The organism is Amycolatopsis plumensis (assembly GCF_042652605.1).
Classification (GTDB): Bacteria; Actinomycetota; Actinomycetes; order Mycobacteriales; family Pseudonocardiaceae; genus Amycolatopsis; species Amycolatopsis plumensis.
Map to the genome: position 1 here is coordinate 1 of NZ_JBHSJY010000006.1, position 17185 is coordinate 17185.

General features: G+C 63.0%; 28 protein-coding genes and 5 pseudogenes. 13 read left to right on the forward strand and 20 right to left on the reverse strand.

Annotated features, from left to right (window positions below):
* Positions 1-48 precede the first annotated feature (48 nt).
* The 9 genes and pseudogenes from ACFPLC_RS47210 to ACFPLC_RS47250 form a co-directional block, all read right to left on the reverse strand.
* A complete protein-coding gene (locus ACFPLC_RS47210) occupies positions 49-552 on the reverse strand; it encodes an FAD-dependent monooxygenase (protein WP_378236369.1) in 504 nt (167 codons plus the stop codon).
* Between the two features lie 177 nt (positions 553-729).
* Positions 730-966, reverse strand: a complete 237-nt coding sequence (locus ACFPLC_RS47215) for a penicillin-binding transpeptidase domain-containing protein (protein WP_378236345.1) — start codon at positions 964-966, stop codon at positions 730-732.
* A gap of 237 nt (positions 967-1203) precedes the next feature.
* A complete protein-coding gene (locus ACFPLC_RS47220) occupies positions 1204-1566 on the reverse strand; it encodes a penicillin-binding transpeptidase domain-containing protein (RefSeq protein ID WP_378236346.1) in 363 nt (120 codons plus the stop codon).
* Positions 1567-1666: 100 nt separating this feature from the next.
* Positions 1667-2329, reverse strand: coding sequence for a hypothetical protein (locus ACFPLC_RS47225; protein WP_378236347.1), 663 nt, complete (start codon positions 2327-2329; stop codon positions 1667-1669).
* Positions 2318-2437: pseudogene (locus tag ACFPLC_RS47230) on the reverse strand (NTF2-like N-terminal transpeptidase domain-containing protein); the annotation flags it as partial. The pseudogene ACFPLC_RS47230 and the gene ACFPLC_RS47225, both read right to left, overlap by 12 nt.
* 39 nt (positions 2438-2476) lie before the next feature.
* A complete protein-coding gene (locus tag ACFPLC_RS47235) occupies positions 2477-2710 on the reverse strand; it encodes a hypothetical protein (RefSeq protein ID WP_378236348.1) in 234 nt (77 codons plus the stop codon).
* A gap of 164 nt (positions 2711-2874) precedes the next feature.
* Positions 2875-3532: pseudogene (locus ACFPLC_RS47240) on the reverse strand (response regulator).
* Positions 3501-3716, reverse strand: coding sequence for an ATP-binding protein (locus ACFPLC_RS47245; protein WP_378236370.1), 216 nt, complete (start codon positions 3714-3716; stop codon positions 3501-3503). Before ACFPLC_RS47245 ends, ACFPLC_RS47240 begins: the two are co-directional and overlap by 32 nt.
* Complete coding sequence (locus ACFPLC_RS47250) at positions 3679-3813, reverse strand: hypothetical protein (RefSeq protein WP_378236349.1); 135 nt, start codon at positions 3811-3813, stop codon at positions 3679-3681. Before ACFPLC_RS47250 ends, ACFPLC_RS47245 begins: the two co-directional genes overlap by 38 nt.
* 1629 nt (positions 3814-5442) lie before the next feature.
* Between ACFPLC_RS47250 and ACFPLC_RS47255 the strand changes: the two genes are divergently transcribed.
* From ACFPLC_RS47255 to ACFPLC_RS47275, 5 genes and pseudogenes are all read left to right on the forward strand, one after another.
* A complete protein-coding gene (locus tag ACFPLC_RS47255) occupies positions 5443-5790 on the forward strand; it encodes an ABC transporter permease family protein (protein ID WP_378236350.1) in 348 nt (115 codons plus the stop codon).
* Between the two features lie 5 nt (positions 5791-5795).
* Positions 5796-6152 (forward strand): FtsX-like permease family protein, encoded by a 357-nt coding sequence (locus ACFPLC_RS47260; protein WP_378236351.1) that lies wholly within the window; start codon positions 5796-5798, stop codon positions 6150-6152.
* Positions 6153-6195: 43 nt separating this feature from the next.
* Entirely contained in the window at positions 6196-6420 is a 225-nt protein-coding gene (locus tag ACFPLC_RS47265; protein ID WP_378236352.1) for an ATP-binding cassette domain-containing protein, read from the forward strand.
* A 108-nt stretch (positions 6421-6528) separates the two neighbouring features.
* A pseudogene (locus tag ACFPLC_RS47270) lies at positions 6529-6699 on the forward strand (ATP-binding cassette domain-containing protein); the annotation flags it as partial.
* Between the two features lie 42 nt (positions 6700-6741).
* Positions 6742-6891 (forward strand): hypothetical protein, encoded by a 150-nt coding sequence (locus tag ACFPLC_RS47275; protein ID WP_378236353.1) that lies wholly within the window; start codon positions 6742-6744, stop codon positions 6889-6891.
* A gap of 71 nt (positions 6892-6962) precedes the next feature.
* Here the strand turns inward: ACFPLC_RS47275 and ACFPLC_RS47280 are convergent, their stop codons facing one another.
* Positions 6963-7355 (reverse strand): winged helix-turn-helix transcriptional regulator, encoded by a 393-nt coding sequence (locus tag ACFPLC_RS47280; protein WP_345052750.1) that lies wholly within the window; start codon positions 7353-7355, stop codon positions 6963-6965.
* Positions 7356-7438: 83 nt separating this feature from the next.
* On the opposite strand from ACFPLC_RS47280, the gene ACFPLC_RS47285 reads away from it, so the two are divergent.
* A complete protein-coding gene (locus tag ACFPLC_RS47285) occupies positions 7439-8095 on the forward strand; it encodes an NAD(P)-dependent oxidoreductase (RefSeq protein WP_378236354.1) in 657 nt (218 codons plus the stop codon).
* Positions 8096-8258: 163 nt separating this feature from the next.
* On the opposite strand, the gene ACFPLC_RS47290 is transcribed toward ACFPLC_RS47285, so the two are convergent.
* From ACFPLC_RS47290 to ACFPLC_RS47315, 6 genes are all read right to left on the reverse strand, one after another.
* The gene (locus ACFPLC_RS47290) at positions 8259-9221 is read right to left on the reverse strand and encodes an aldehyde dehydrogenase family protein (protein WP_378236356.1); all 963 of its coding nucleotides are present in this window, start codon (positions 9219-9221) and stop codon (positions 8259-8261) included.
* A gap of 166 nt (positions 9222-9387) precedes the next feature.
* On the reverse strand, positions 9388-9666 hold the full coding sequence (locus tag ACFPLC_RS47295) for an aldehyde dehydrogenase family protein (RefSeq protein ID WP_378236357.1): 279 nt from the start codon (positions 9664-9666) through the stop codon (positions 9388-9390).
* 381 nt (positions 9667-10047) lie between these two features.
* Positions 10048-10254 carry a flavin reductase family protein gene (locus ACFPLC_RS47300; protein ID WP_378236358.1) on the reverse strand — a complete coding sequence of 69 codons (207 nt, stop codon included), beginning with the start codon at positions 10252-10254 and terminating at the stop codon, positions 10048-10050.
* Positions 10255-10878: 624 nt separating this feature from the next.
* Entirely contained in the window at positions 10879-11298 is a 420-nt protein-coding gene (locus ACFPLC_RS47305) for a VOC family protein (RefSeq protein WP_378236359.1), read from the reverse strand.
* A 74-nt stretch (positions 11299-11372) separates the two neighbouring features.
* Positions 11373-11519, reverse strand: coding sequence for a hypothetical protein (locus ACFPLC_RS47310; protein WP_378236360.1), 147 nt, complete (start codon positions 11517-11519; stop codon positions 11373-11375).
* Between the two features lie 526 nt (positions 11520-12045).
* Positions 12046-12669, reverse strand: a complete 624-nt coding sequence (locus ACFPLC_RS47315; protein ID WP_378236361.1) for an acyl-CoA dehydrogenase family protein — start codon at positions 12667-12669, stop codon at positions 12046-12048.
* A 767-nt stretch (positions 12670-13436) separates the two neighbouring features.
* Between ACFPLC_RS47315 and ACFPLC_RS47320 the strand changes: the two genes are divergently transcribed.
* Positions 13437-13763 (forward strand): hypothetical protein, encoded by a 327-nt coding sequence (locus ACFPLC_RS47320; RefSeq protein ID WP_378236371.1) that lies wholly within the window; start codon positions 13437-13439, stop codon positions 13761-13763.
* A gap of 92 nt (positions 13764-13855) precedes the next feature.
* Positions 13856-14023 carry a helix-turn-helix domain-containing protein gene (locus ACFPLC_RS47325; RefSeq protein WP_378236372.1) on the forward strand — a complete coding sequence of 56 codons (168 nt, stop codon included), beginning with the start codon at positions 13856-13858 and terminating at the stop codon, positions 14021-14023.
* Positions 14024-14060: 37 nt separating this feature from the next.
* Here the strand turns inward: ACFPLC_RS47325 and ACFPLC_RS47330 are convergent, their stop codons facing one another.
* From ACFPLC_RS47330 to ACFPLC_RS47345, 4 genes are all read right to left on the reverse strand, one after another.
* Positions 14061-14273 (reverse strand): VOC family protein, encoded by a 213-nt coding sequence (locus ACFPLC_RS47330; RefSeq protein WP_378236362.1) that lies wholly within the window; start codon positions 14271-14273, stop codon positions 14061-14063.
* Positions 14201-14875 (reverse strand): hypothetical protein, encoded by a 675-nt coding sequence (locus ACFPLC_RS47335; RefSeq protein ID WP_378236363.1) that lies wholly within the window; start codon positions 14873-14875, stop codon positions 14201-14203. The genes ACFPLC_RS47330 and ACFPLC_RS47335 overlap by 73 nt, the downstream gene beginning before the upstream one ends.
* 245 nt (positions 14876-15120) lie before the next feature.
* The gene (locus ACFPLC_RS47340) at positions 15121-15441 is read right to left on the reverse strand and encodes a VOC family protein (protein ID WP_378236364.1); all 321 of its coding nucleotides are present in this window, start codon (positions 15439-15441) and stop codon (positions 15121-15123) included.
* A 66-nt stretch (positions 15442-15507) separates the two neighbouring features.
* Positions 15508-15918 (reverse strand): VOC family protein, encoded by a 411-nt coding sequence (locus ACFPLC_RS47345; RefSeq protein ID WP_378236365.1) that lies wholly within the window; start codon positions 15916-15918, stop codon positions 15508-15510.
* 143 nt (positions 15919-16061) lie between these two features.
* Between ACFPLC_RS47345 and ACFPLC_RS47350 the strand changes: the two genes are divergently transcribed.
* The 5 genes and pseudogenes from ACFPLC_RS47350 to ACFPLC_RS47370 form a co-directional block, all read left to right on the forward strand.
* The gene (locus ACFPLC_RS47350; RefSeq protein WP_378236366.1) at positions 16062-16208 is read left to right on the forward strand and encodes a hypothetical protein; all 147 of its coding nucleotides are present in this window, start codon (positions 16062-16064) and stop codon (positions 16206-16208) included.
* Between the two features lie 41 nt (positions 16209-16249).
* Positions 16250-16549 (forward strand): hypothetical protein, encoded by a 300-nt coding sequence (locus ACFPLC_RS47355; protein ID WP_378236367.1) that lies wholly within the window; start codon positions 16250-16252, stop codon positions 16547-16549.
* A gap of 33 nt (positions 16550-16582) precedes the next feature.
* Entirely contained in the window at positions 16583-16813 is a 231-nt protein-coding gene (locus ACFPLC_RS47360; protein ID WP_378236368.1) for a hypothetical protein, read from the forward strand.
* A gap of 16 nt (positions 16814-16829) precedes the next feature.
* Positions 16830-16994 (forward strand): annotated as a pseudogene (gene glnA, locus ACFPLC_RS47365) (glutamine synthetase); the annotation flags it as partial.
* A gap of 26 nt (positions 16995-17020) precedes the next feature.
* Positions 17021-17185: pseudogene (locus ACFPLC_RS47370) on the forward strand (hypothetical protein); the annotation flags it as partial.

Sequence of the window (17185 nt, forward strand, 5' to 3'; positions counted from 1 at the left end):
AGGCCTGCCTTCTTCGGAGTACCGAGCTGCGGCCATCACAGGCCACCGTTAACGTTGCGCGCAGCTCGCCCGAGCCGGTTTCCTCTCCCGACGCCGCGTCCCGGGTGCGGTACGCCACCCGGCGACCTTCGCGCCGTCGTCGTACACCAAATTCGTGGCTTCAGTGTTCATCCTGAGCGTGAAATGCGGCTCTTGCTGCGCGGCGTCCACCAGGAAGTTCAGGAGGTCCCACTGCGGAACCATGGCCACGTAATCGTAGGGTGGCTTGAGGCGGTCGAAGTCTGTGAGCGTCACCTCTCCGCGGTCCGTGGGGAGTTTGAAATTGCCGAGCTTGCTTTGGGGGAGTGCCCGGAATCCCTCGCCCAGCCCGAGCTCATCCAGGAGCCGGATGGTAGAGGCATGGACGGTGTCGCCACGGAAATCGCGCAGGAAGTCGGCGTGCTTTTCGAGGACGGTGACGTCGACGCCAGCCCGCGCCAGCAAGAGTCCGAGCATCACCCCGGCCGGCCCTCCGCCCGCGATGACGCACGTGGTGCTTTCAAGCTGGTCCATGGCCACTCCCAGAGGGTGCAACTAATTCATGCAGCTAATTCATGCAGCTAATTCAACAAGCGTTGAATTAAGTGTGCACCCGGCGTTGTGGGTGTGTCTAGGGCCGACGCTCGCTCACGTATCGAGCCGAAATGACGGATCCTCCTGCACATATGCATGCGTCTGAGATTGTGTAGCTTAGCCGGCGGCGGTCAGGAACGACTTGAGCAACGGGCCGCTCGTGGTCGCCCCGAGACCGCCGTCTTCCACGAACACTGCCACTGCCAGATCGCCGTGCACTGCAACGATCCAAGCATGTGTCTTGGGCGGGTTGTCGTTTCCGAACTCGGCCGTCCCGGTCTTCGCACCCACCGGCGCGCCCGGCACCGACGCGAGGAAACCAGCATGACCGGAAGTCACCACGGCACGCATCATGTCGCCAGCGCGGCCGCCTCCGCAGGGGTGACTGGCTTGTCGGAAGCGGCAGGCGCGGGGCTGCCGACGCGGTCGGGGACGACGACGGCGAGCCCGACGGCGAGGGAGTGGCACCTGTGGAGGGTGAGACTGAGCCGGGGTTCAGGACGAGTTGTGGCGACACCGGCGCGCCGTGGCCCACGGAAGCTGCCATGACCGCAGCAGCAAGCGGGGAGAGCAGCACTTTGCCTTGGCCAATCATGGAGGCTGCGTGCTCCGTGCCGTCCGCGTTTCCGGGGACTGAGCCCAGGAAGGCATCGGCCCCCAGCTTCGGTGCTTGGACCGCGAGCCCCAGGGAAGTTGCCGCGGATTCGAGCTGGGCTTGGCTGACCTTGTCCCGTGCGCTGATGAATGCCGTGTTGCACGAATGGCAAAAGCATCCCGCAGGGCGATAGAGCCCAAGGAAGTCACCGGATAGCCCTCGGCGTTCTTGAATGTCCGGCCATCCACCGAAATTGTCGGCGTGCATTCAACCGTCGAATCCGGCGTCATTCCATTGCGGATCATCGCTAGGGAATCGACGATCTTGAACGTGGATCCTGGGGCATATTGCCCGAGCATTGCCGTGTTGTAGCCGTTGCTTCCGGGGCCGAAGCCGCAGCCAGAACCGCGCCGGTGGAGGGTCGGAGCGCCACAATAGCCGAAGCGGGACCAACGCCCGTCAAAGTATCCTCGGCAAGTTGCTGCAGGCGAGGATCCAGTGTGGTTTTGAGCGGATCGCCGGGCTTCGCATTAACGGCGAAAAGCACTCTACGGGGATCGGGCTTCGCGCCTTGATCTGCTCATCCGTCATGCCTTGCGGCCGCGTCTTGATGGAAACCCCATCCTGGCCGCGGAGTTGGGCATCGTATTGTTCCTGCAGACCACCGGTTCCGACTGTGTCTCCCTGTTTGAGGGCACCTCCGGCCTTTTGGATCTGCTCGGCGCTTGCCTCGGCTGCGGTGCCCAATAGTGCGCGAGCGAAGGTTCGCGTCGGCGCCAAAGGCAGGAAATCTGGAATGCCGCGGGCGCCGGGGATGGACGAAATTTGCTCGTCTGTGATCGACCGGCCCTCCTGCCGCAGGGTGATGGCACTGACGAAGGCCTGCGGGCCGGCCGCCTGGACCTGCTTCACGTACACGGCTTCGTCCACGCCGACCAGTTGCGCGAGCTTCGCCGCCGAAGCCGCAGGATCCGCCGATCCGATCGTGGTCTTGTCGATGCCCACCTGAACCACCGGACGGTAGCTGACCAATTTGGCATCCCCGGCGCCCAGGACATCAGCCCTGGCCGGCGTAGTGACGGTCTTGTCGAGAACCTCCCCGTCCTTCAGATCCGGCTCCAAGAGTGCCGGAGTCCACTGGACGGCCCATTTGTCACCCGACTTCTTGAGCGTCGCCTGGGAGGTGTACTTCCACTCCGTGGTTCCGACTTTCCACGTGTAGTTGAGCGGGACCGAGGCTTTGTCGCCGTCGAGCTTTACTCCCCGCTTTCAACGGAAGGCTTGGCGGGGTCGAGGACCGCGAAACACCGCCTTGAGCTGCTCATTTGCGGACGCGGCATCTTTGCCGTCAAGAGAGAGTGATCCGACGTCGAGCGCCGCCAAAGGACGAGGCGAGTTGTTGGCCGCGCCCTCCGCCCCGGAACGGCCGTCGTCGCAAGCGGACAGCGAGCCAGCAATCATCAGGGCGGCAAACCCCAGGACAAGATTCTTCGTTTTCCCCATTTGCGCCATTATGCCTTCTATGCTTGGCGCTCTTGATTCATGGCGCGGTACGTTGCGCTTTTGTGATGGACCACCTGGGTGCCCCTTGCCCAACTAACTCGCAATTGTTGTCGCTTAGAGCGCCCATAACGTCAACAACTGCGAGTTAGTTGGGTCTAAACGGGCTATTGGTTCCGGATGATCCTGCGCTGCGTCGCCACCGCGATGGCCGCCGTCCGGTTGTCCACGCCCAGCTTGGCGTAGATGTGTACCAAGTGCGTCTTCACGGTGGCCTCGGAAATGAAGAGTTGCCTCGCCATCGCGCGGTTGCTCATCCCGGTGGCAAGAAGCTCTACAAGTTGGACTTCCCGCGTACTCAGCGCGGGCACCGGATTGCGGATACGGCCCATGAGCCGCGCGGCAACTCAGGCGCGAGTGCTGTCCGGCCGGCCGCTGCACTCACCACGGCCTGCCGGATCTGCTCGGGCGGCGCATCCTTGAGCATGTATCCGCTCGCACCGGCCTCCACCGCGGCGAGTATGTCGGCGTCGTTGTCGTACGTGGTCAGGATCAGGACCGGCGGTGGGGGAGTCCCGGCAACACCTGCCTTGATCTTGGCGGTGGCAGTGACGCCGTCATCCCCGAGCCCATTTGCAAATCCATGAGAACCACGTCCACGGGCTCGCCGAGGGCATGGAGCTTTGACAGCTCTGCCAAGGCAGCATCGCCGTCGGACGCTTCCGCCACCACTCGGACTCCCTCGAAGTCGGCAAGCATTGCCCGGAGCCCCGCGCGGACCACGGGATGATCATCAACCAACAAGACCCTGATGTTGTTGGTCATGGGGACGCCTCCAGGCCAGGTTGCCAGTACCCAGCGGCAGCCGGACTGCCACGACGGTCCCCTCCCCGCGAGCCGACTCGACGTCGAGCGTTCCATTAAGGGCCGCAAGCCGCTCACGCAGGCTTTTGAGCCCGACGCCGGTCCCGTCACCCCGTGTTGCCGCGGCGGCCGCGGCGGGTGGGATCGAAGCCTACGCCGTCGTCGAACACATCCATGGTCACCTCGGTGTCCAGGAAGGACAGGGTGACGACGGCGGTGCTCGCGTGGGCATGCGCCCACACGTTCGCAAGGGAAGACTGAGCTGCGCGCAACAAGGTGGTCTGGTAGGGGTTCGGCAGCGGCATTGGAGTGCCCTGGAGCTCGAAGCGACACCGCAGCGTGGCCCCGCGCGCGGCTGCTTCGGCCTCGGTTTTCGTGCAGAGGCGTCGCAGGGTGTCGGCCAGCCGGCTTCCGCCAGCTCGGGGGATCCCAGTCCACGGACAAAGTTCCGGGCCTCCGCAGGTTGCTCTCTGCGGTCTCGCGGACGGTTTTGAGGCGATCATGGGCCGTGACGCTGTCTCCTGCGTCGAGGGCTTTCTCCGCCGAACGGCCCATCAGGACGATGCTCGAGAATCCCATGCGCCAGGGTGTCGTGGATTTCGCGGGCGAGCCTTTCCCGCTCAGCCAGCACACCGGCGTCGTGCTGGCTGAGTGCCAGCTCGGCTCGGGTGCGGCGCAATTCCTCAGCGGCAAGGCGCTGATTCTCTGCCTCGATGTAGAGCGCCCGATATGCCAGGCGGTGACAACAGCGAAGGCGGCCCCGAAAACAGGCCGAGGACCATGGGAAGTTGCAAGGCATCCGCCCCGACACCACGGTTGTGGAACCACATGGCCGCGATCAGGAGTGCGGTGCTGGCAGCTATGGCGGCCAAGGCGAGGCGCCGCGGCAAGATATGCAGTTGCACGAAGAAACAACGGGAAAGCTATCCACGCAAAGTCCGGACTGATGAGCATGAGGAGCACCCACAGGAAACTCACGGCGGCAAGCCACCAGCGCGGGTAAGGTTGCGGGTTGAAGCGCTCAGGGTTCCCCGCATGCCTCTTCTCAAGAACTGTCCCCGCGAGATAGACGGCAGCCAGAAGCGACGGCAAGAACCAGTCCCGTCCCAGTGGCCATGGGAGAAAGGCCGGCGGTCGCGAGCCTTACGAGGGCCACCAGCAAAAGCACCGCAAAACCGACGTGCAGACTGACCCGCAGGACACGCAAGATCACAACAGAACCGCTCGGCTGCGCCGTGTCACCTAGCAGCTGGGGCAGCGCGGCTTGCGCGGTGGCTTGCTGCAAATCGTCTCCCTGCAGCCCTCCAGCGTATCCCCGCACCCCGACACTTCTGCCCGGATTCCGCGCCATTCGGGCTGAATCAACCAAACGGATGATCCTCGATCAGCCAAGGCGATCCGACAGGTCAATCCACCTCCTGATGTCCCATGCGTCTTCTGCCCGGAGAGTTGAAACAAGACCAGAAGGTCGCCTCCCAACCAAAGGAATTCCATGTTTCTCGCCGTGCGCGACATCCGCTTTGCCAAGGGCCGTTTCGCCCTGATGGGAAGCGTCGTCGCCCTGATCACGCTCCTCTCGTTATGCTCTCGGGACTCACTGCAGGCCTGGGCAATCAGTCGACGTCGGCGATCGCAGCCCTCCCGGCGCAACAAATCGTCTTCGGCGCCCCCGCCGGGGGCGAGGCCAGGGCGTCATTTACGGAATCGGAAATCTCGGGCAAGCAGCTCGACGCTTGGCGAAACCGCCCCGGTGTTTCCGCTGCCGAGGCCGTCGGTATCACCCAGACGAGGCTTCAGTCCCTCGATTCGGCCAACAATGCTGCTGGCACTGCCAACGTCGCGGTTTCGGGTCCGACGGCGGCATCTCGCCTGTGGCGGTCAAGGAAGGCGAGGTGGTGGTCGGGGAGTCCTTGGCAAAGGAACTCTCGTTGATTGTCGGCAGCCGGGTGACCGTGGGTGGTACCGGCATGACGGTCTCCGCGATCACCCACGATGAGTGGTATTCGCACACCGGAGTTGTTTGGACCTCACGGGCTACGTGGCAGAAGCTCGCACATATTCCTGCCGCGGAATCGATCGGGACGGTCCTCGCGGTGTCGTACGACGCCGGTGCCTCCGTGGACATCAATGCCGCCAATGCGGCGGCCGCACGGTCAGCGCAACCCCCAGCGGCTCCTTCCAGGCTCTCGGCTCGTACAAGAGTGAAAACGGGTCCTTGATGCTCATGCAGGCCTTCCTCTATGGCATCTCGGCGCTCGTCATCGTGGCCTTCCTCACCGTCTGGACTGTCCAGCGCACACGTGACATCGCCGTGCTCAAGGCCATCGGTGCCTCGTCCGGCTACGTGGTTCGTGACGCGCTGGTCCAAGCAGGAATTGTCTTGCTGGCCGGGGCTGGACTTGGCGGTGGGCTTGGCGTGCTGGGTGGCGTCTTCGCCGCACAAGCGGCCCCGTTCCTCGTGACTCCGCTGACAACGCTCCTGCCCATTGCCGGGATTGTGCTCCTGGGGCTAGGCGGTGCGGCGGTGGCAGTACGAAGCATCACCAAGGTGGATCCGCTCATCGCACTCGGCGGCAACTAGATCCGGCTGTTTTCAGCTCAAATATTCTGCGAAAGGCATATTCATGAATCCTGTACTCAACCTAGTCAACGTCACCTTGGAATACCCGGACGGAGAGTCCACGCTCAAGGCCCTGGACTCCGTGCATCTCCGGGTGGACGCCGGTGAATTCTTCTCCCTCGTGGGCCCGTCCGGCTCGGGAAAATCTTCGCTTCTGGCGGTGGCGGCCACACTGGTCGGCCAAGTTCCGGACTCGTCATCATCGACGGCGAAGATACAACAGGACTAAACGACACCGAACTCACCGCCCTGCGTCGGGAAAAGGTCGGCATCATCTTCCAGCAGCCCAATCTCTTGCCTTCACTGACGGCCGTCGAGCAGCTGATCATCGGCGATCATCTCGGGGAAAGCCGTCCGCACCGGCACGCAAGCGCGCTTCGGAACTACTCGACGTCGTCGGACTTGGTGCTTCACTCAGCAAGCGACGCACCAGCTCTCGGGAGGCCAGCGGCAGCGCGTGAACATTGCACGCGCGCTCATGGGTCGGCCCCGGGTCTTACTCGTGGACGAGCCGACAGCGGCATTGGATCACGAGCGCAGTGAGTCGATCGTGCGTCTCCTGCGTCAGGTCACGGACGAGTTCGCGACGGCAACGGTCATGGTCACGCACGACACAGATTTCCTGCCGTTCACAGATTCTGTTGCAACCATGCGCGACGGGCACCTCGGCTTGCGGACACCCGTCGGCCCGCCCAACTAGCTCGCATTAGATGTCGTTTTGAGCCGTTATAGCGACACCTATTGCTAGTCAGTTGGGTAGAGCGAGCCGGGTCAGCCTCTTAGGACAGCCTCATCCTGGGCATCGTCGTAGACGTCGCGGGCCTCGAGAATGCTGGGCACATGGTCTTCCGCCCATTGGCGTAATTGCTTCAGGGGTCCCAACAATGATGCTCCCAGCGCAGTCAACTCATAGTCGACGCGAGGCGGCACCTGCGCATACACAGTTCGTCTGATCAGCCCGTCGCGCTCAAGGGAACGAAGGGTTTGAGTCAGCACTTTCGGCGTCACCACGTGGACCATCTTGCGGAGCTCGGAAAAGCGGACCGGGCCATCTGCGAGAACTTGGACCACCAGCGAAGCCCATTTATCGCCGATGCGTTGGAAGATCACGCGGGACGGGCAATCAGGGTCCAAAACGTTTGCCGGCAGTGCATTGGTTTCCATAGGGGTAACTAAGTTCCTTTGAGGCTATCGATATCAAATAGATACTGTGTTTCTATTGCAAGGATAGCAACCCAAGGAGAGTCATGAAAATCGCAGTTTACGGCGCAACAGGCATGGTCGGAAGCCAGATCGTTAACGAATCCCTCACCCGCGGCCACGAGGTTACGGCCATCTCCCGCAGGGGCTCAGAGGTTGCTGGAGCGAAGGCCCTCGCCGCCGATCTCGGTGATGGTCAGAGCTTCGCGGAGATCGCCAATGAGCACGACGCCGTTATTCTCGCCACCGGGCCGAGCCGCACCGGGGGAGACCACGGAGAATGGCTTGCAGCGATGGATACCGCTTACAGCAACGCGGAAGGTACGCGCCTGATGATCGTCGGCGGCGCAGGCACCCTGGAGATCGACGGCGTTCGCCTCCTCGATTCACCTGATTTTCCGGAGGCCTACAAGGCCGAAGCCACCACCGCGGCCGCAGCCTTCGCCGCCGTCAAGGAAGCTCCCGAGACCCTGGACTGGACCGTCCTGGCGCCGGCACCCATCATCCAACCCGGTGAGCGCACGGGGAACTACTCTACCGCCCAGGATTCCCCCGCGGGCAACAGCATTTCCACTCAGGACTACGCCGTCGCCATGCTGGATGAAATCGAAACTCCGGCCACCGCCGCGCCCGTTTCACCGCAGCAAACTAACCCAACGCCCGCTCACATCCGGCACCCTGTTTCGGAACGCTCCTTCACCTGATGAACTGGTCCCCGGAAGTTGGACTGGCTAAGTAAGAAAGCGTTGGTCAGCTCCAGGTTCGGAGAGGACCCGATCGAATAGGAGATGATCTGCCGGTCGAAGAGGTCCATGACCGGTGAGAGGTAGAGCTTCGGTCCTCGAACACCCGGTTCAGAAGTCGTAGCTAGCCGTTGATGATCTGCGGCACGCCGAGGGCTTTGAGGCCTTCGACGCCGAATTCGAGGCCGTAGCCGGATTGCTTCGCGCCGCCGAACGGGATGCGGGGGTCCACTGCGCCGTGCTTGTTGATCCACACGGTTCCGGCTTGCAGGCGGGCGGCGACGTTCCGGGCCTCGTCGAGGTTGGAGGACCAGACGGAGGCGCCGAGTCCGACGTCGAGCGCGTTCGCTTTGGCGATCGCGTCATCGATTGTGTTGTAGCGGATGATGGGCAGGGCGGGGCCGAACTGTTCCTCGGCTACGAGGGGGTTGTTGTTGTCGATGTCGGCCACGAGGGTGGTGGGGTAGAAGTTGCCGGGTTGGCCGGTCTCGGGGTTTCCGCCGAGCAGGATTGTGGCGCCGGATTCGCGGGCTGCGTCCACAAGCCTTGTGACGATGTCGAACTGTTGCCGGTTCTGCAGCGGGCCGAGCACGTTGGCCTCATCCAGTCCGTTGCCCATGGGCATTGCCGCGGCAACCTTGGTGAGTTCGGTGCACACGGCTTCATAGAGCGAGTCGTGGACGTAGAGGCGCTTGAGTGCCGCGCAGGTCTGGCCGGTGTTGATGAACGCGCCCCAGAAGAGGCCTTCGGCGATCGCTTTCGGGTCGGCGTCGGGCAGGACGATGCCGGCGTCGTTGCCGCCGAGCTCGAGGGTGAGGCGTTTGACCGTGTCCGCCGAGGAGCGGATGATCGCTTTGCCGGTGGCGGTGGAGCCGGTGAACATGACCTTGCCGATGGAGGGGTGTTCGGCCAGGCGGGCGCCGACCTCGCGCCCGCCGGAGACCACCGTGAGCAGGCCTTCAGGAAGTTCCTCGTTGATGATCGCGGCCAGTGCGAGGACGGACAGCGGGGTGTATTCGGAGGGTTTGACCACCACGGCGTTGCCCATGCGCAGGGCGGGGGCGATCTGCCAGACGGTGATCATCATGGGCCAGTTCCAGGGACCGATCGCGCCCACGACGCCGATGGGCCGTAGTGCAGTTCGGCGCGGGTTTCGCCGTCGTCCACCACGGTTTCCGCCTCCAGCGGCGTGGCGGCGGCGGCGCGCAGCCACGCGGCGCAGGCACCGACTTCGAAACGGGCGTTGGGGCCGTTCAGCGGCTTGCCTGCTCGCGGGAGAGCAGCCGGGCGAGTTCTTCGGCGGAGCGTTCGACGGCGTCGGCGGCCCTCATGAGCGCGGCGGACCGGGCGTCGTGGCCCAGCGCAGCCCACGCGGGCTGGGCGGCAGCGGCGGCAGCGATCGCGGCCTCGAGGTCCGCAACGGTGTGGACTGGGGCCTCGCCGACGGCGGTGCCCGTGGCGGGATCGAGGATGGTCCGGGTTTCTCCGGTGGTCGGGGTGATTGAAGCCAGGAGGGCGTCGTAGCTTTCCAAGGGTTTACTCCACTCTGAGTTTCTGCCTGCAGGCCTGTTCGGCCATGCAGATGCGGCTTGGATCTATGCTGGACTTAGGCCGTGACCATCTTGCGGACGGTCTGGCGGTGGTAGACCAGGGGACTCTCCTCGGCCGTACCCAGTCCGTGGACTTTGAAGATGACGATCGAGTGGTCCCCGCGGGGATTTCCTGATAGACAGAACAGTCCATCCACGCCACCGCACCACCGATAAACAGCGCGCTTGGTCGCTTGGCTCCCAATCAAGGCCGGCAAAGCGGTCGCGGTTACGGGAGGAGAGCTGGAACGCGAGTTCGCCCTGGCGTTCGGACAGCACAGAAATACCTATACGTCTTGTCCGCTCAGCGCAGCCCAGGTCTTGCTATTGCGCTGGACGCAAATCGACACGAGGGCCGGTTCCCAGGAAAACTGTGGTGAATGAGGACGCCGCGAAGCCTGCGGGCGACCCGTCAAGCATCGCACCGACGGCGACAACTCCGCTGGGAAAGTGTCCGAAGGCCTGCTTGGCGTTGGCTGCACAGACGTCCTGGATGACAGCGGTCGGACGATCAATCATGGTGGCAGTCATGGTCTGTCTCCTCTTAGCTTGCTGTAGTGAGTTCGGTTCATGCGCCTTTCCGCGGTGCATCTGTATCCAGTGTGACGAGCACTATGGTGCTGAACGATGTGTTTTGTGACAGGAAAGACCGCCCCCATTGTGCACGGGGGACAATTATGACTGAACCGCGGACTGCGACGACTTAAATGGCCTCGCCCGGCACCAGTGGTACGGGCGGGTTCGCATGGGGCAAAGAAATTACGGGTCGGCGGGTCTACCCGGCGCGATCTAGATGGCTCGGTCGAGCTCCAATGCCTTGAATGCAGCCCCTGAAGGGTCTACAACCACAGACCAACGGCCGAAGGCGATGGGTTGGTCAGCGACGTTGACGCTGCCGCCTGAGGCTTGGGCGGACTCAGCGGCAGCGGCTTGGTCGGCAACGACGAACCAGGCCAGCCAGTGTGGGGGCAGGACGGGGTGGAGTTCCTCCTGGATGACGTTGATTCTCGGAGCGGCTGCCGTCCGCGTCCCTGTAAATACTCAGTCCTTCCTCTACGTGGACAAGAGTGTTTTCCGGGAACAAGGCCGCTTGGAACGCCGTGGCGGCGGTCAGATCGTGGGTCATGACATCCACCAGGCCAAATGGGCCGTTCATCAGCGAAGGCAGTGATGCCGTGCGGCCTCCACGGAGACGATACCGAAGATGGTGCCCTCGGGATCGCGCAGAAGGACGGCCGCTTCATCGGATACCGGGAGTTGGTGCGCCTCTTTGATAACGGTCGCTCCCGCGGCCTCGGCCCGGAGGAGTGCAGCCGGGACATCGTCCGCACCGAGATAGACCTGCCACCCGGTCCCGGCGGGCCCCGCCAGGGGGTCGACGCTGAGACTGGCGACAGGTTCGCCGGCCTGAGTAAACACGCCAGTGCTTCCGTCGAGCGAAAGTTCCCAACCGAGCACATTCCGGTAGAACGTGGCCAGGCCTTTGCTGCTGGTGGCAGTAAGTTCCTGCCATACAGAGGAGCCGGGGACATAGGTTTTCTGCAGCGCTGCTGGAGTCATGGTGGTGCCTTTCATCGGTAAGTCAGATCCGGAAGACGGCGGCTGGCGTGAACCTGGCGTCTTGACGATCGCGGGGAAGGGTGAGGTTCTCAGGCCTTCAGATGGGCTGTGGCTGTGTTGACGGAGAACATCTCAAACTGGTCGGTCCGCGTTCGCGTGGTGAGAATGTCCCGGAAGTAGCGTTGCAGCGGCGCCCCGTCGGCGGTGTTCTGGGAGCCCGCATTCCGCAACATCATTCGACAGCTTTGTAGACGTTTCCTCGACGACGAAGTAGACGCCGTTGAGCCGCAGGGAACGGGACTCGTCGAACGGCTCGATGCCTTCGACGGATCGGGCGGCGTACTCTTCAAACAGGCGCGAACTGTTCACCAGAATGGACTGGGCGCCGTCGACGTAGGAGATTGCCATGCCGAGCACGCGCTGCCATTCCTCGTAGTCTCCCGGATGGAACCGTCTTTGATCCACGGGTGGCGGGTCTTCATGATGATTTTTTCAAACTCGTCAATCGCCGCGTAGCCCAGGCCTACGGATGTGCTGGCAACCTCGCCTTCGGCGAAGCCGAAGAACGTCCGGCGTAGACGGGGTTGTCGTGCAACCGGGAGCCGGGGGTCGGACCCGACATCGAGGCGGTCCATTTCTCCTCGGAGACACAGTAGTCGGGGACGAATGCCTTCGTCGCTGTGATGCTGTTGGAGCCGGATCCCCGCATGCCGATGACGCGGCCCCAGTCGTCAAGGACTTCGTAGTCGCTTCGCCGGAGGATCATCCAGACGCGGCGCTCCGGATCCCCGGCACGCTCGCCGGGATGTAGGTCGTTGCCATGAAGTGCGTGGAGTAGGGCGCTCCGGAGCAGTACCGCCAGAAACCGCTGACGTGCCAGCCGCCGTCTACGCGTTCAACGGACATGTCCCGACCGTTGCCGCTGGCCGGGCAGATCATGTAGCCGTTCTCGCCGAAGATCTCGCGCTGGGCGCGCTCGTCGAAGTACGATCCCAGCGTGAGGGAGTGACCCACGGACAATGACAAGCACCAAGCTGTCGAAGGGCAGCCCCGGCCAACTTCGGCAATCACCTGATAGAAGGCCGAAACCCCGAGCTCCAGTCCCCCGAACAGTTGCGGCTGAAGCATGCGGTAGAAGCCGTGCTCCAGGAAGAATTCATGGATGTCGGTGCCGTATTTGCCGTCGGTCTCGGTCTGCGCCTGCGCCGCGCGCAGGCGCGGGCGGATTTCCCGGGCGCGGCTAAGGAGCCGTTCAAGCTCGAACCTTACACGCGGGTCCTTCTCCGTTGGCACCTGGATACTGAACGGTCCGGCCAGGCCGGGCTCGGCTGAGCCCGGTGTTGCAATTGAAGGCGTGGCTTCGGTTTCCGACTGTTTCGTCTGCACGAATGCTCGTGACATATTGAGTCTCCCTAGATACAAGACGGTGTAGTGCGTGTCTTCATTCTGGGCTCCAGGCCGAGGCGCAGCCATGTCCCGGCGAGCCAACAATTGACGCCGTGTTAGTGCATCGGTCACAATCAACTAACATGGCAAGGTCTGTCTGTAGTGCCTGTTGAACAGGATCTTGCCACCAGAGGCTCGCGAATGCCCGCATTGCCCCACTCCACCTCATTAGCTTCGGGAGAGACCGAACCATGGACAGTTCCACCGGTAGGGCGACCGTTCCAGCCTTGAGCGGCGACCCCGGGGAGAGCCTGCGGTCCCTCATCCGGGCAGCGCGAAGCGGCGGCCTCCAGGGGGTCATCGCCGGGCTTCACCGCGCGTTGGGTGCCGACACCGCGTTGTTTGACCTCAACGGCAATACCCTCGCCGCGGCACCAGCCAGGACCCTATGGGACTATGCCCAAGTCCTGGAGGCCAGCAAGCCCTCTTTCCCTGCCGGTGGGTGTTGCCGCCAGCCGCGTCTATGTCGACAACGAACCGGTCGCCATCCTGGCCGCCAACACCGGCAACGACCCGCAGCGGCTTGTTGATGCGGGTGTTGATCTGGTGACGCTGGAGATCGGCCGGCTCCGGGCACGCCAGGAAGGAAAACGCGAACTCACCCAGCACTTCATCGATGACCTGATCCATGGCCGGGTCTCCGAAGGCGAGGGCAACAGCGGCTGCGCGGCATCGGCTTTGACCCGCGGCAGCAGTACCGGGTCCTGCTGGGGCAGTCGACAAACCCGGCGCGAACGCCTGTTATCCGTCCCCTGGAACATTCATACGCTGTTGAGCAATCAGAGCGAGCCTTTTGTCGGGTCGTGGTCGAGGGGCGGCATCTTCATGCTTGTGCCAAGCGACCCCATGGTCGATCACATCGCCAAGTCCCTGCTGCACCATATGTCGAGATAGGCTCCATGGCATCAGTTGGCGTCAGCTCGACCCATGTGGGGGCGGCAGGCATACGCGCGGGGTACTTCGAGGCACTCGCGGCCGCCGAAGCGGGGCGGGCCTGCAGCATCCCGGCGCTGTCGATCTTGGCCATCTGCTGATCCTGACAAACACGCAGGTGCCGGTGCGTGATATCGCAGCCTCGACCCTCAAGCCGCTTCTGGACTACGACACGAGCCACGGCTCGGAGCTGGTGCGCACTCTTCGGATCTTCCTGACGGCAGACCGGTCGTTTGCCAGCACGGCAGAGGAGCTCTTCATCCACCGGAATACGCTGCGCTACCGACTGCGCAGATCAAAGAGTTGTTGGGCCATGAGATCACCGCCACTAGACAGATCAGCAATCTATGGCTGGTGCTGAAGGCCTTGGAGGAGGTTCCCGGAGACTGACGGAGCGGCTAGACACCAATGTCGACCAGATCGGTCAGCATCACAGTTCCAGTTGCTGTCCTGGCCCGGACGTTGTCCACGCCGCCGACGGAGTATCGGCTGAGGCCGAAGACCTGTCCATAGGGGTCACGCAGCACCGCGTAGCGGTTCATGTTGCTGTTATTGGCCGGCACCACAATGCGCGCACCTGCTTCGACGGCCCGAGCGAGGGTCTGGTCCACGTCGTCGACGTCGAAGTAGACGAGCCAGGCCGGCGGCTGGCTTCCGCGAACGTACCGCCAAATTTCACGATGCCGGCGACGATGTGCCGGTCGTCGTGGATGATTCTGAAGTCATAAGGGTCATCGACAATTTCGAATTGTTCCAGATGCAGCACATTGGAGTAGAAATCCGCGGCAGAAGCTGTGTCCATCGACCCGTAGTCGACGTTGGTCTGGCCGACCAAAGACAGTTCTTCTTCGGAAAGCTCGGTGTCGGTTATCGCCGTCCACACACCAGCAGCGTCGATGAAGTAGTTCCTCGCGCCGCCGGCGATGGAGGAATGGTCACGGGCGCCTCCCCCGGCAGCCTCAGCCCTGAACTGCGCCTCCGCGGCGTTTTCCACATGGAAAACGGGAACCCATCCTGCACCCGGGCCTTCGGTTTCGGGGCGCCGCACCGAGGCGATCCCCTTCTCAGTCAGGCGCTGGCCGGCGTCCCAGGCCTCCGGGCCGCCCTCCGCGGGAGCCCCCAACAGCCAGGCATAAAAGTCCGAGCTCGACTTGACGTCTTCGGAGATGAGCTCGACGGCAGCCAGGCGGCATCCGGACTTCGTTAGTTTCACACTCTGAGTATGCCCCATACCTGCCTCCCCGGCCTTCGCGAAACCGGGCAGTGGATTCCCGTCCGCACAGCTGTGGCGGGACCTCCGCCAAGGGCTGGTCCCGCCGCACAGATTAGTCCCCGAGCAGTGCCGGCTCCTTCTCCCAGATCGACTGAAGGCTTTCCCGCTCAGCCTTGATGGATTCTGCATCAAACCGGAAATACGAACGCGGCGGAAGCATGCCCCACACATTGGAGGAATGCCGGTCATCGGGTACTCGCGGGGTTCATGGGTTGCATCCAGCTGCTCCATATCGGAGTACAGCTCGATGAAGCAGTCTGCCTCGGCAGCCGCACGTAGCCTGCGAGGTTGCCCCCGATGCCGTGACGGACGGGACCCCAGGGCATGACCCGGCCGTACTGCGCGAGGTGGTCGAATGACTGGCGGATCTGGCCCCAGTCCTCCATGTCGAAGGCGATGTGGTGGAAATGCGCCTGGCCGGTGTTGACGAAGGCCATGACATGGTGGTCCGCACCGACGTGCAGGAATGCGCCGGCGTCTGCGCCGAGCTTATCTGCCAGTTTCATTCCCACCACGTTGAGGGTAGAAGTCCACTTGTCGGTTGATGTCCGCGGTCAGGTAGTTCACATGACCTAGTTTGCGCGGCGCCCCGATGCGGTGGCTTTGCGTGGCCTGGCGCCACTCGGGGGGAACTTGTCCTGGCCTTCCTTGGGCGGTAGTTCACGAACTGGATGCCGTTGCCTCGAGGTCCTCGAAGGAGACCGCGGTCTCGGACCGGTGAACTGGACCCGCTTCTCCTTCAGGTGCTTTTCCGCATCATCCAGCGTCAGCTCCGGCGCCAATTGGTAGGCGGCGTGGAGGATGCCGGCCTCGGGAGTTTTCTGCAGGATCAGCGAGGGCTTTTCGTAGTTACATACGAGGAAGGACTGGCTGCCTTCACGGCTGACCTCGGTCAGGCCGAACTCGTTCTGCCAGGATTCGACAGACTCGTCGAGGTCCTTGACGCCCATGACGACATGGTCAATGTCATAAAGCTTGATCATCTTTTTGCTCCTTATTAGCTCAGAGGCGGCAGGGCCGCATCCGCGGGATTCTTCCATACCGGTGTTTCTTTTGCTGAACAGCTATATACTATAATCACCATATCGTTCTTCAGGCAATACCGACAACCAGCAAGGAGGGCACGATGACAAGCCCTGCTATCGACCAAGAAGCCCTGCGCCCCGCTTTCGACGCCGACTTCCTCAACCAGCTTTTGGCCCGCGGAATCCAAGTCATCCGCGTCATTCATTCCGACTGTTCGGACGTCAGCGCGGAAAGCAGTACCCGGTGAAATCCCTCCTACACCTGGAGGGCGGGGTGGCCTACTCAAAGATGGCGAACGCCGAGGACCTGATGGGCGTCCCGGTGGACGACAAGGAATTCCCGTCCCTGGCCACCCATCCGGATCTGCACGCACATCTGGATCTGCAGACGGCCTTCGTGCCGCCATGGGAGCCAGACTCCCTTTGGGTGCTGTCCCGACTGAGCGAGCACGGCCGTCCTTCCGAACTGTGTCCGCGCAGCCAGCTGACCCGTGCCAACGAGATTCTTGGGACCACCCTGGGCCTGGATGCGGTGGCGGCAGGGGAGCCTGAGTTCTATCTGTTCAGGAAACGATGCGAACGGCAGTAGCGTCCCTACGCCACGAACGGCGTCTCATACACCATGGACCGAATCACGGATCCGGACGGTGCCGTGGGCGGATCCATCGGCAGCTCATCGGCATGGACATCGCGTCACCGTAGTGAACAGGAGTTCTCACCCGGCCAGTTCGAAATCAACCTCATGCATGACGAGGTTCTAGGCGCAGCGGATTCGGCCTTCCTGCTGAAATCGGGCATCAAGGAACTGGCCATCCTCGAGGGCATGGAGCAAACTTCATGGCCAAGCCGGTGACAGAAGAAGAGGGCAGAGCCTTCACGTGCATCTGTCCCTATGGAAGGGAGGCGAGAACGTCTTCGCCACTCCTGAGGGAGGCTTGAGCCCCGAGGCGCTGTGGGCCATAGCGGGCATCCAGGCGCATGCTGCAGCCATCATGGCGTTTGCCGCCCCAACAGTGAACTCCTACAAGCGCCTGTCCGCGCGGGCCTTAGCCCGCGGACCAGCAACTGGGACGAAGACAACCGGTTCACCTTCATCCGGATTCCTGCCGAACGTGGCAGGGCAACCCGGCTGGAACTTCGGGCCGGGGATGCCAGCGCCTCCCCCCCCCACCTGCTGATGGCAGCCATGTTGCACGCGGCCGGGACGGCATCCGCAGAGGCCTCA

What these genes read in the sequence shown, in the direction of transcription:
- ACFPLC_RS47235 (WP_378236348.1), bottom strand. Translation starts at nt 2,710, where the DNA reads ATGGGGAAAACGAAGAATCTTGTCCTGGGGTTTGCCGCCCTGATGATT.
- ACFPLC_RS47220 (WP_378236346.1), bottom strand. Translation starts at nt 1,566, where the DNA reads ATGCTCGGGCAATATGCCCCAGGATCCACGTTCAAGATCGTCGATTCC.
- ACFPLC_RS47305 (WP_378236359.1), bottom strand. Translation starts at nt 11,298, where the DNA reads ATGAAAGGCACCACCATGACTCCAGCAGCGCTGCAGAAAACCTATGTC.
- ACFPLC_RS47290 (WP_378236356.1), bottom strand. Translation starts at nt 9,221, where the DNA reads ATGATGATCACCGTCTGGCAGATCGCCCCCGCCCTGCGCATGGGCAAC.
- ACFPLC_RS47280 (WP_345052750.1), bottom strand. Translation starts at nt 7,355, where the DNA reads ATGGAAACCAATGCACTGCCGGCAAACGTTTTGGACCCTGATTGCCCG.
- ACFPLC_RS47345 (WP_378236365.1), bottom strand. Translation starts at nt 15,918, where the DNA reads ATGATCAAGCTTTATGACATTGACCATGTCGTCATGGGCGTCAAGGAC.
- ACFPLC_RS47285 (WP_378236354.1), top strand. Translation starts at nt 7,439, where the DNA reads ATGAAAATCGCAGTTTACGGCGCAACAGGCATGGTCGGAAGCCAGATC.
- ACFPLC_RS47215 (WP_378236345.1), bottom strand. Translation starts at nt 966, where the DNA reads ATGATGCGTGCCGTGGTGACTTCCGGTCATGCTGGTTTCCTCGCGTCG.
- ACFPLC_RS47265 (WP_378236352.1), top strand. Translation starts at nt 6,196, where the DNA reads ATGAATCCTGTACTCAACCTAGTCAACGTCACCTTGGAATACCCGGAC.
- ACFPLC_RS47350 (WP_378236366.1), top strand. Translation starts at nt 16,062, where the DNA reads ATGACAAGCCCTGCTATCGACCAAGAAGCCCTGCGCCCCGCTTTCGAC.
- ACFPLC_RS47355 (WP_378236367.1), top strand. Translation starts at nt 16,250, where the DNA reads ATGGCGAACGCCGAGGACCTGATGGGCGTCCCGGTGGACGACAAGGAA.
- ACFPLC_RS47300 (WP_378236358.1), bottom strand. Translation starts at nt 10,254, where the DNA reads ATGACTGCCACCATGATTGATCGTCCGACCGCTGTCATCCAGGACGTC.
- ACFPLC_RS47260 (WP_378236351.1), top strand. Translation starts at nt 5,796, where the DNA reads ATGCAGGCCTTCCTCTATGGCATCTCGGCGCTCGTCATCGTGGCCTTC.
- ACFPLC_RS47360 (WP_378236368.1), top strand. Translation starts at nt 16,583, where the DNA reads ATGGACCGAATCACGGATCCGGACGGTGCCGTGGGCGGATCCATCGGC.
- ACFPLC_RS47310 (WP_378236360.1), bottom strand. Translation starts at nt 11,519, where the DNA reads ATGATGTTGCGGAATGCGGGCTCCCAGAACACCGCCGACGGGGCGCCG.
- ACFPLC_RS47210 (WP_378236369.1), bottom strand. Translation starts at nt 552, where the DNA reads ATGGACCAGCTTGAAAGCACCACGTGCGTCATCGCGGGCGGAGGGCCG.
- ACFPLC_RS47340 (WP_378236364.1), bottom strand. Translation starts at nt 15,441, where the DNA reads ATGAAACTGGCAGATAAGCTCGGCGCAGACGCCGGCGCATTCCTGCAC.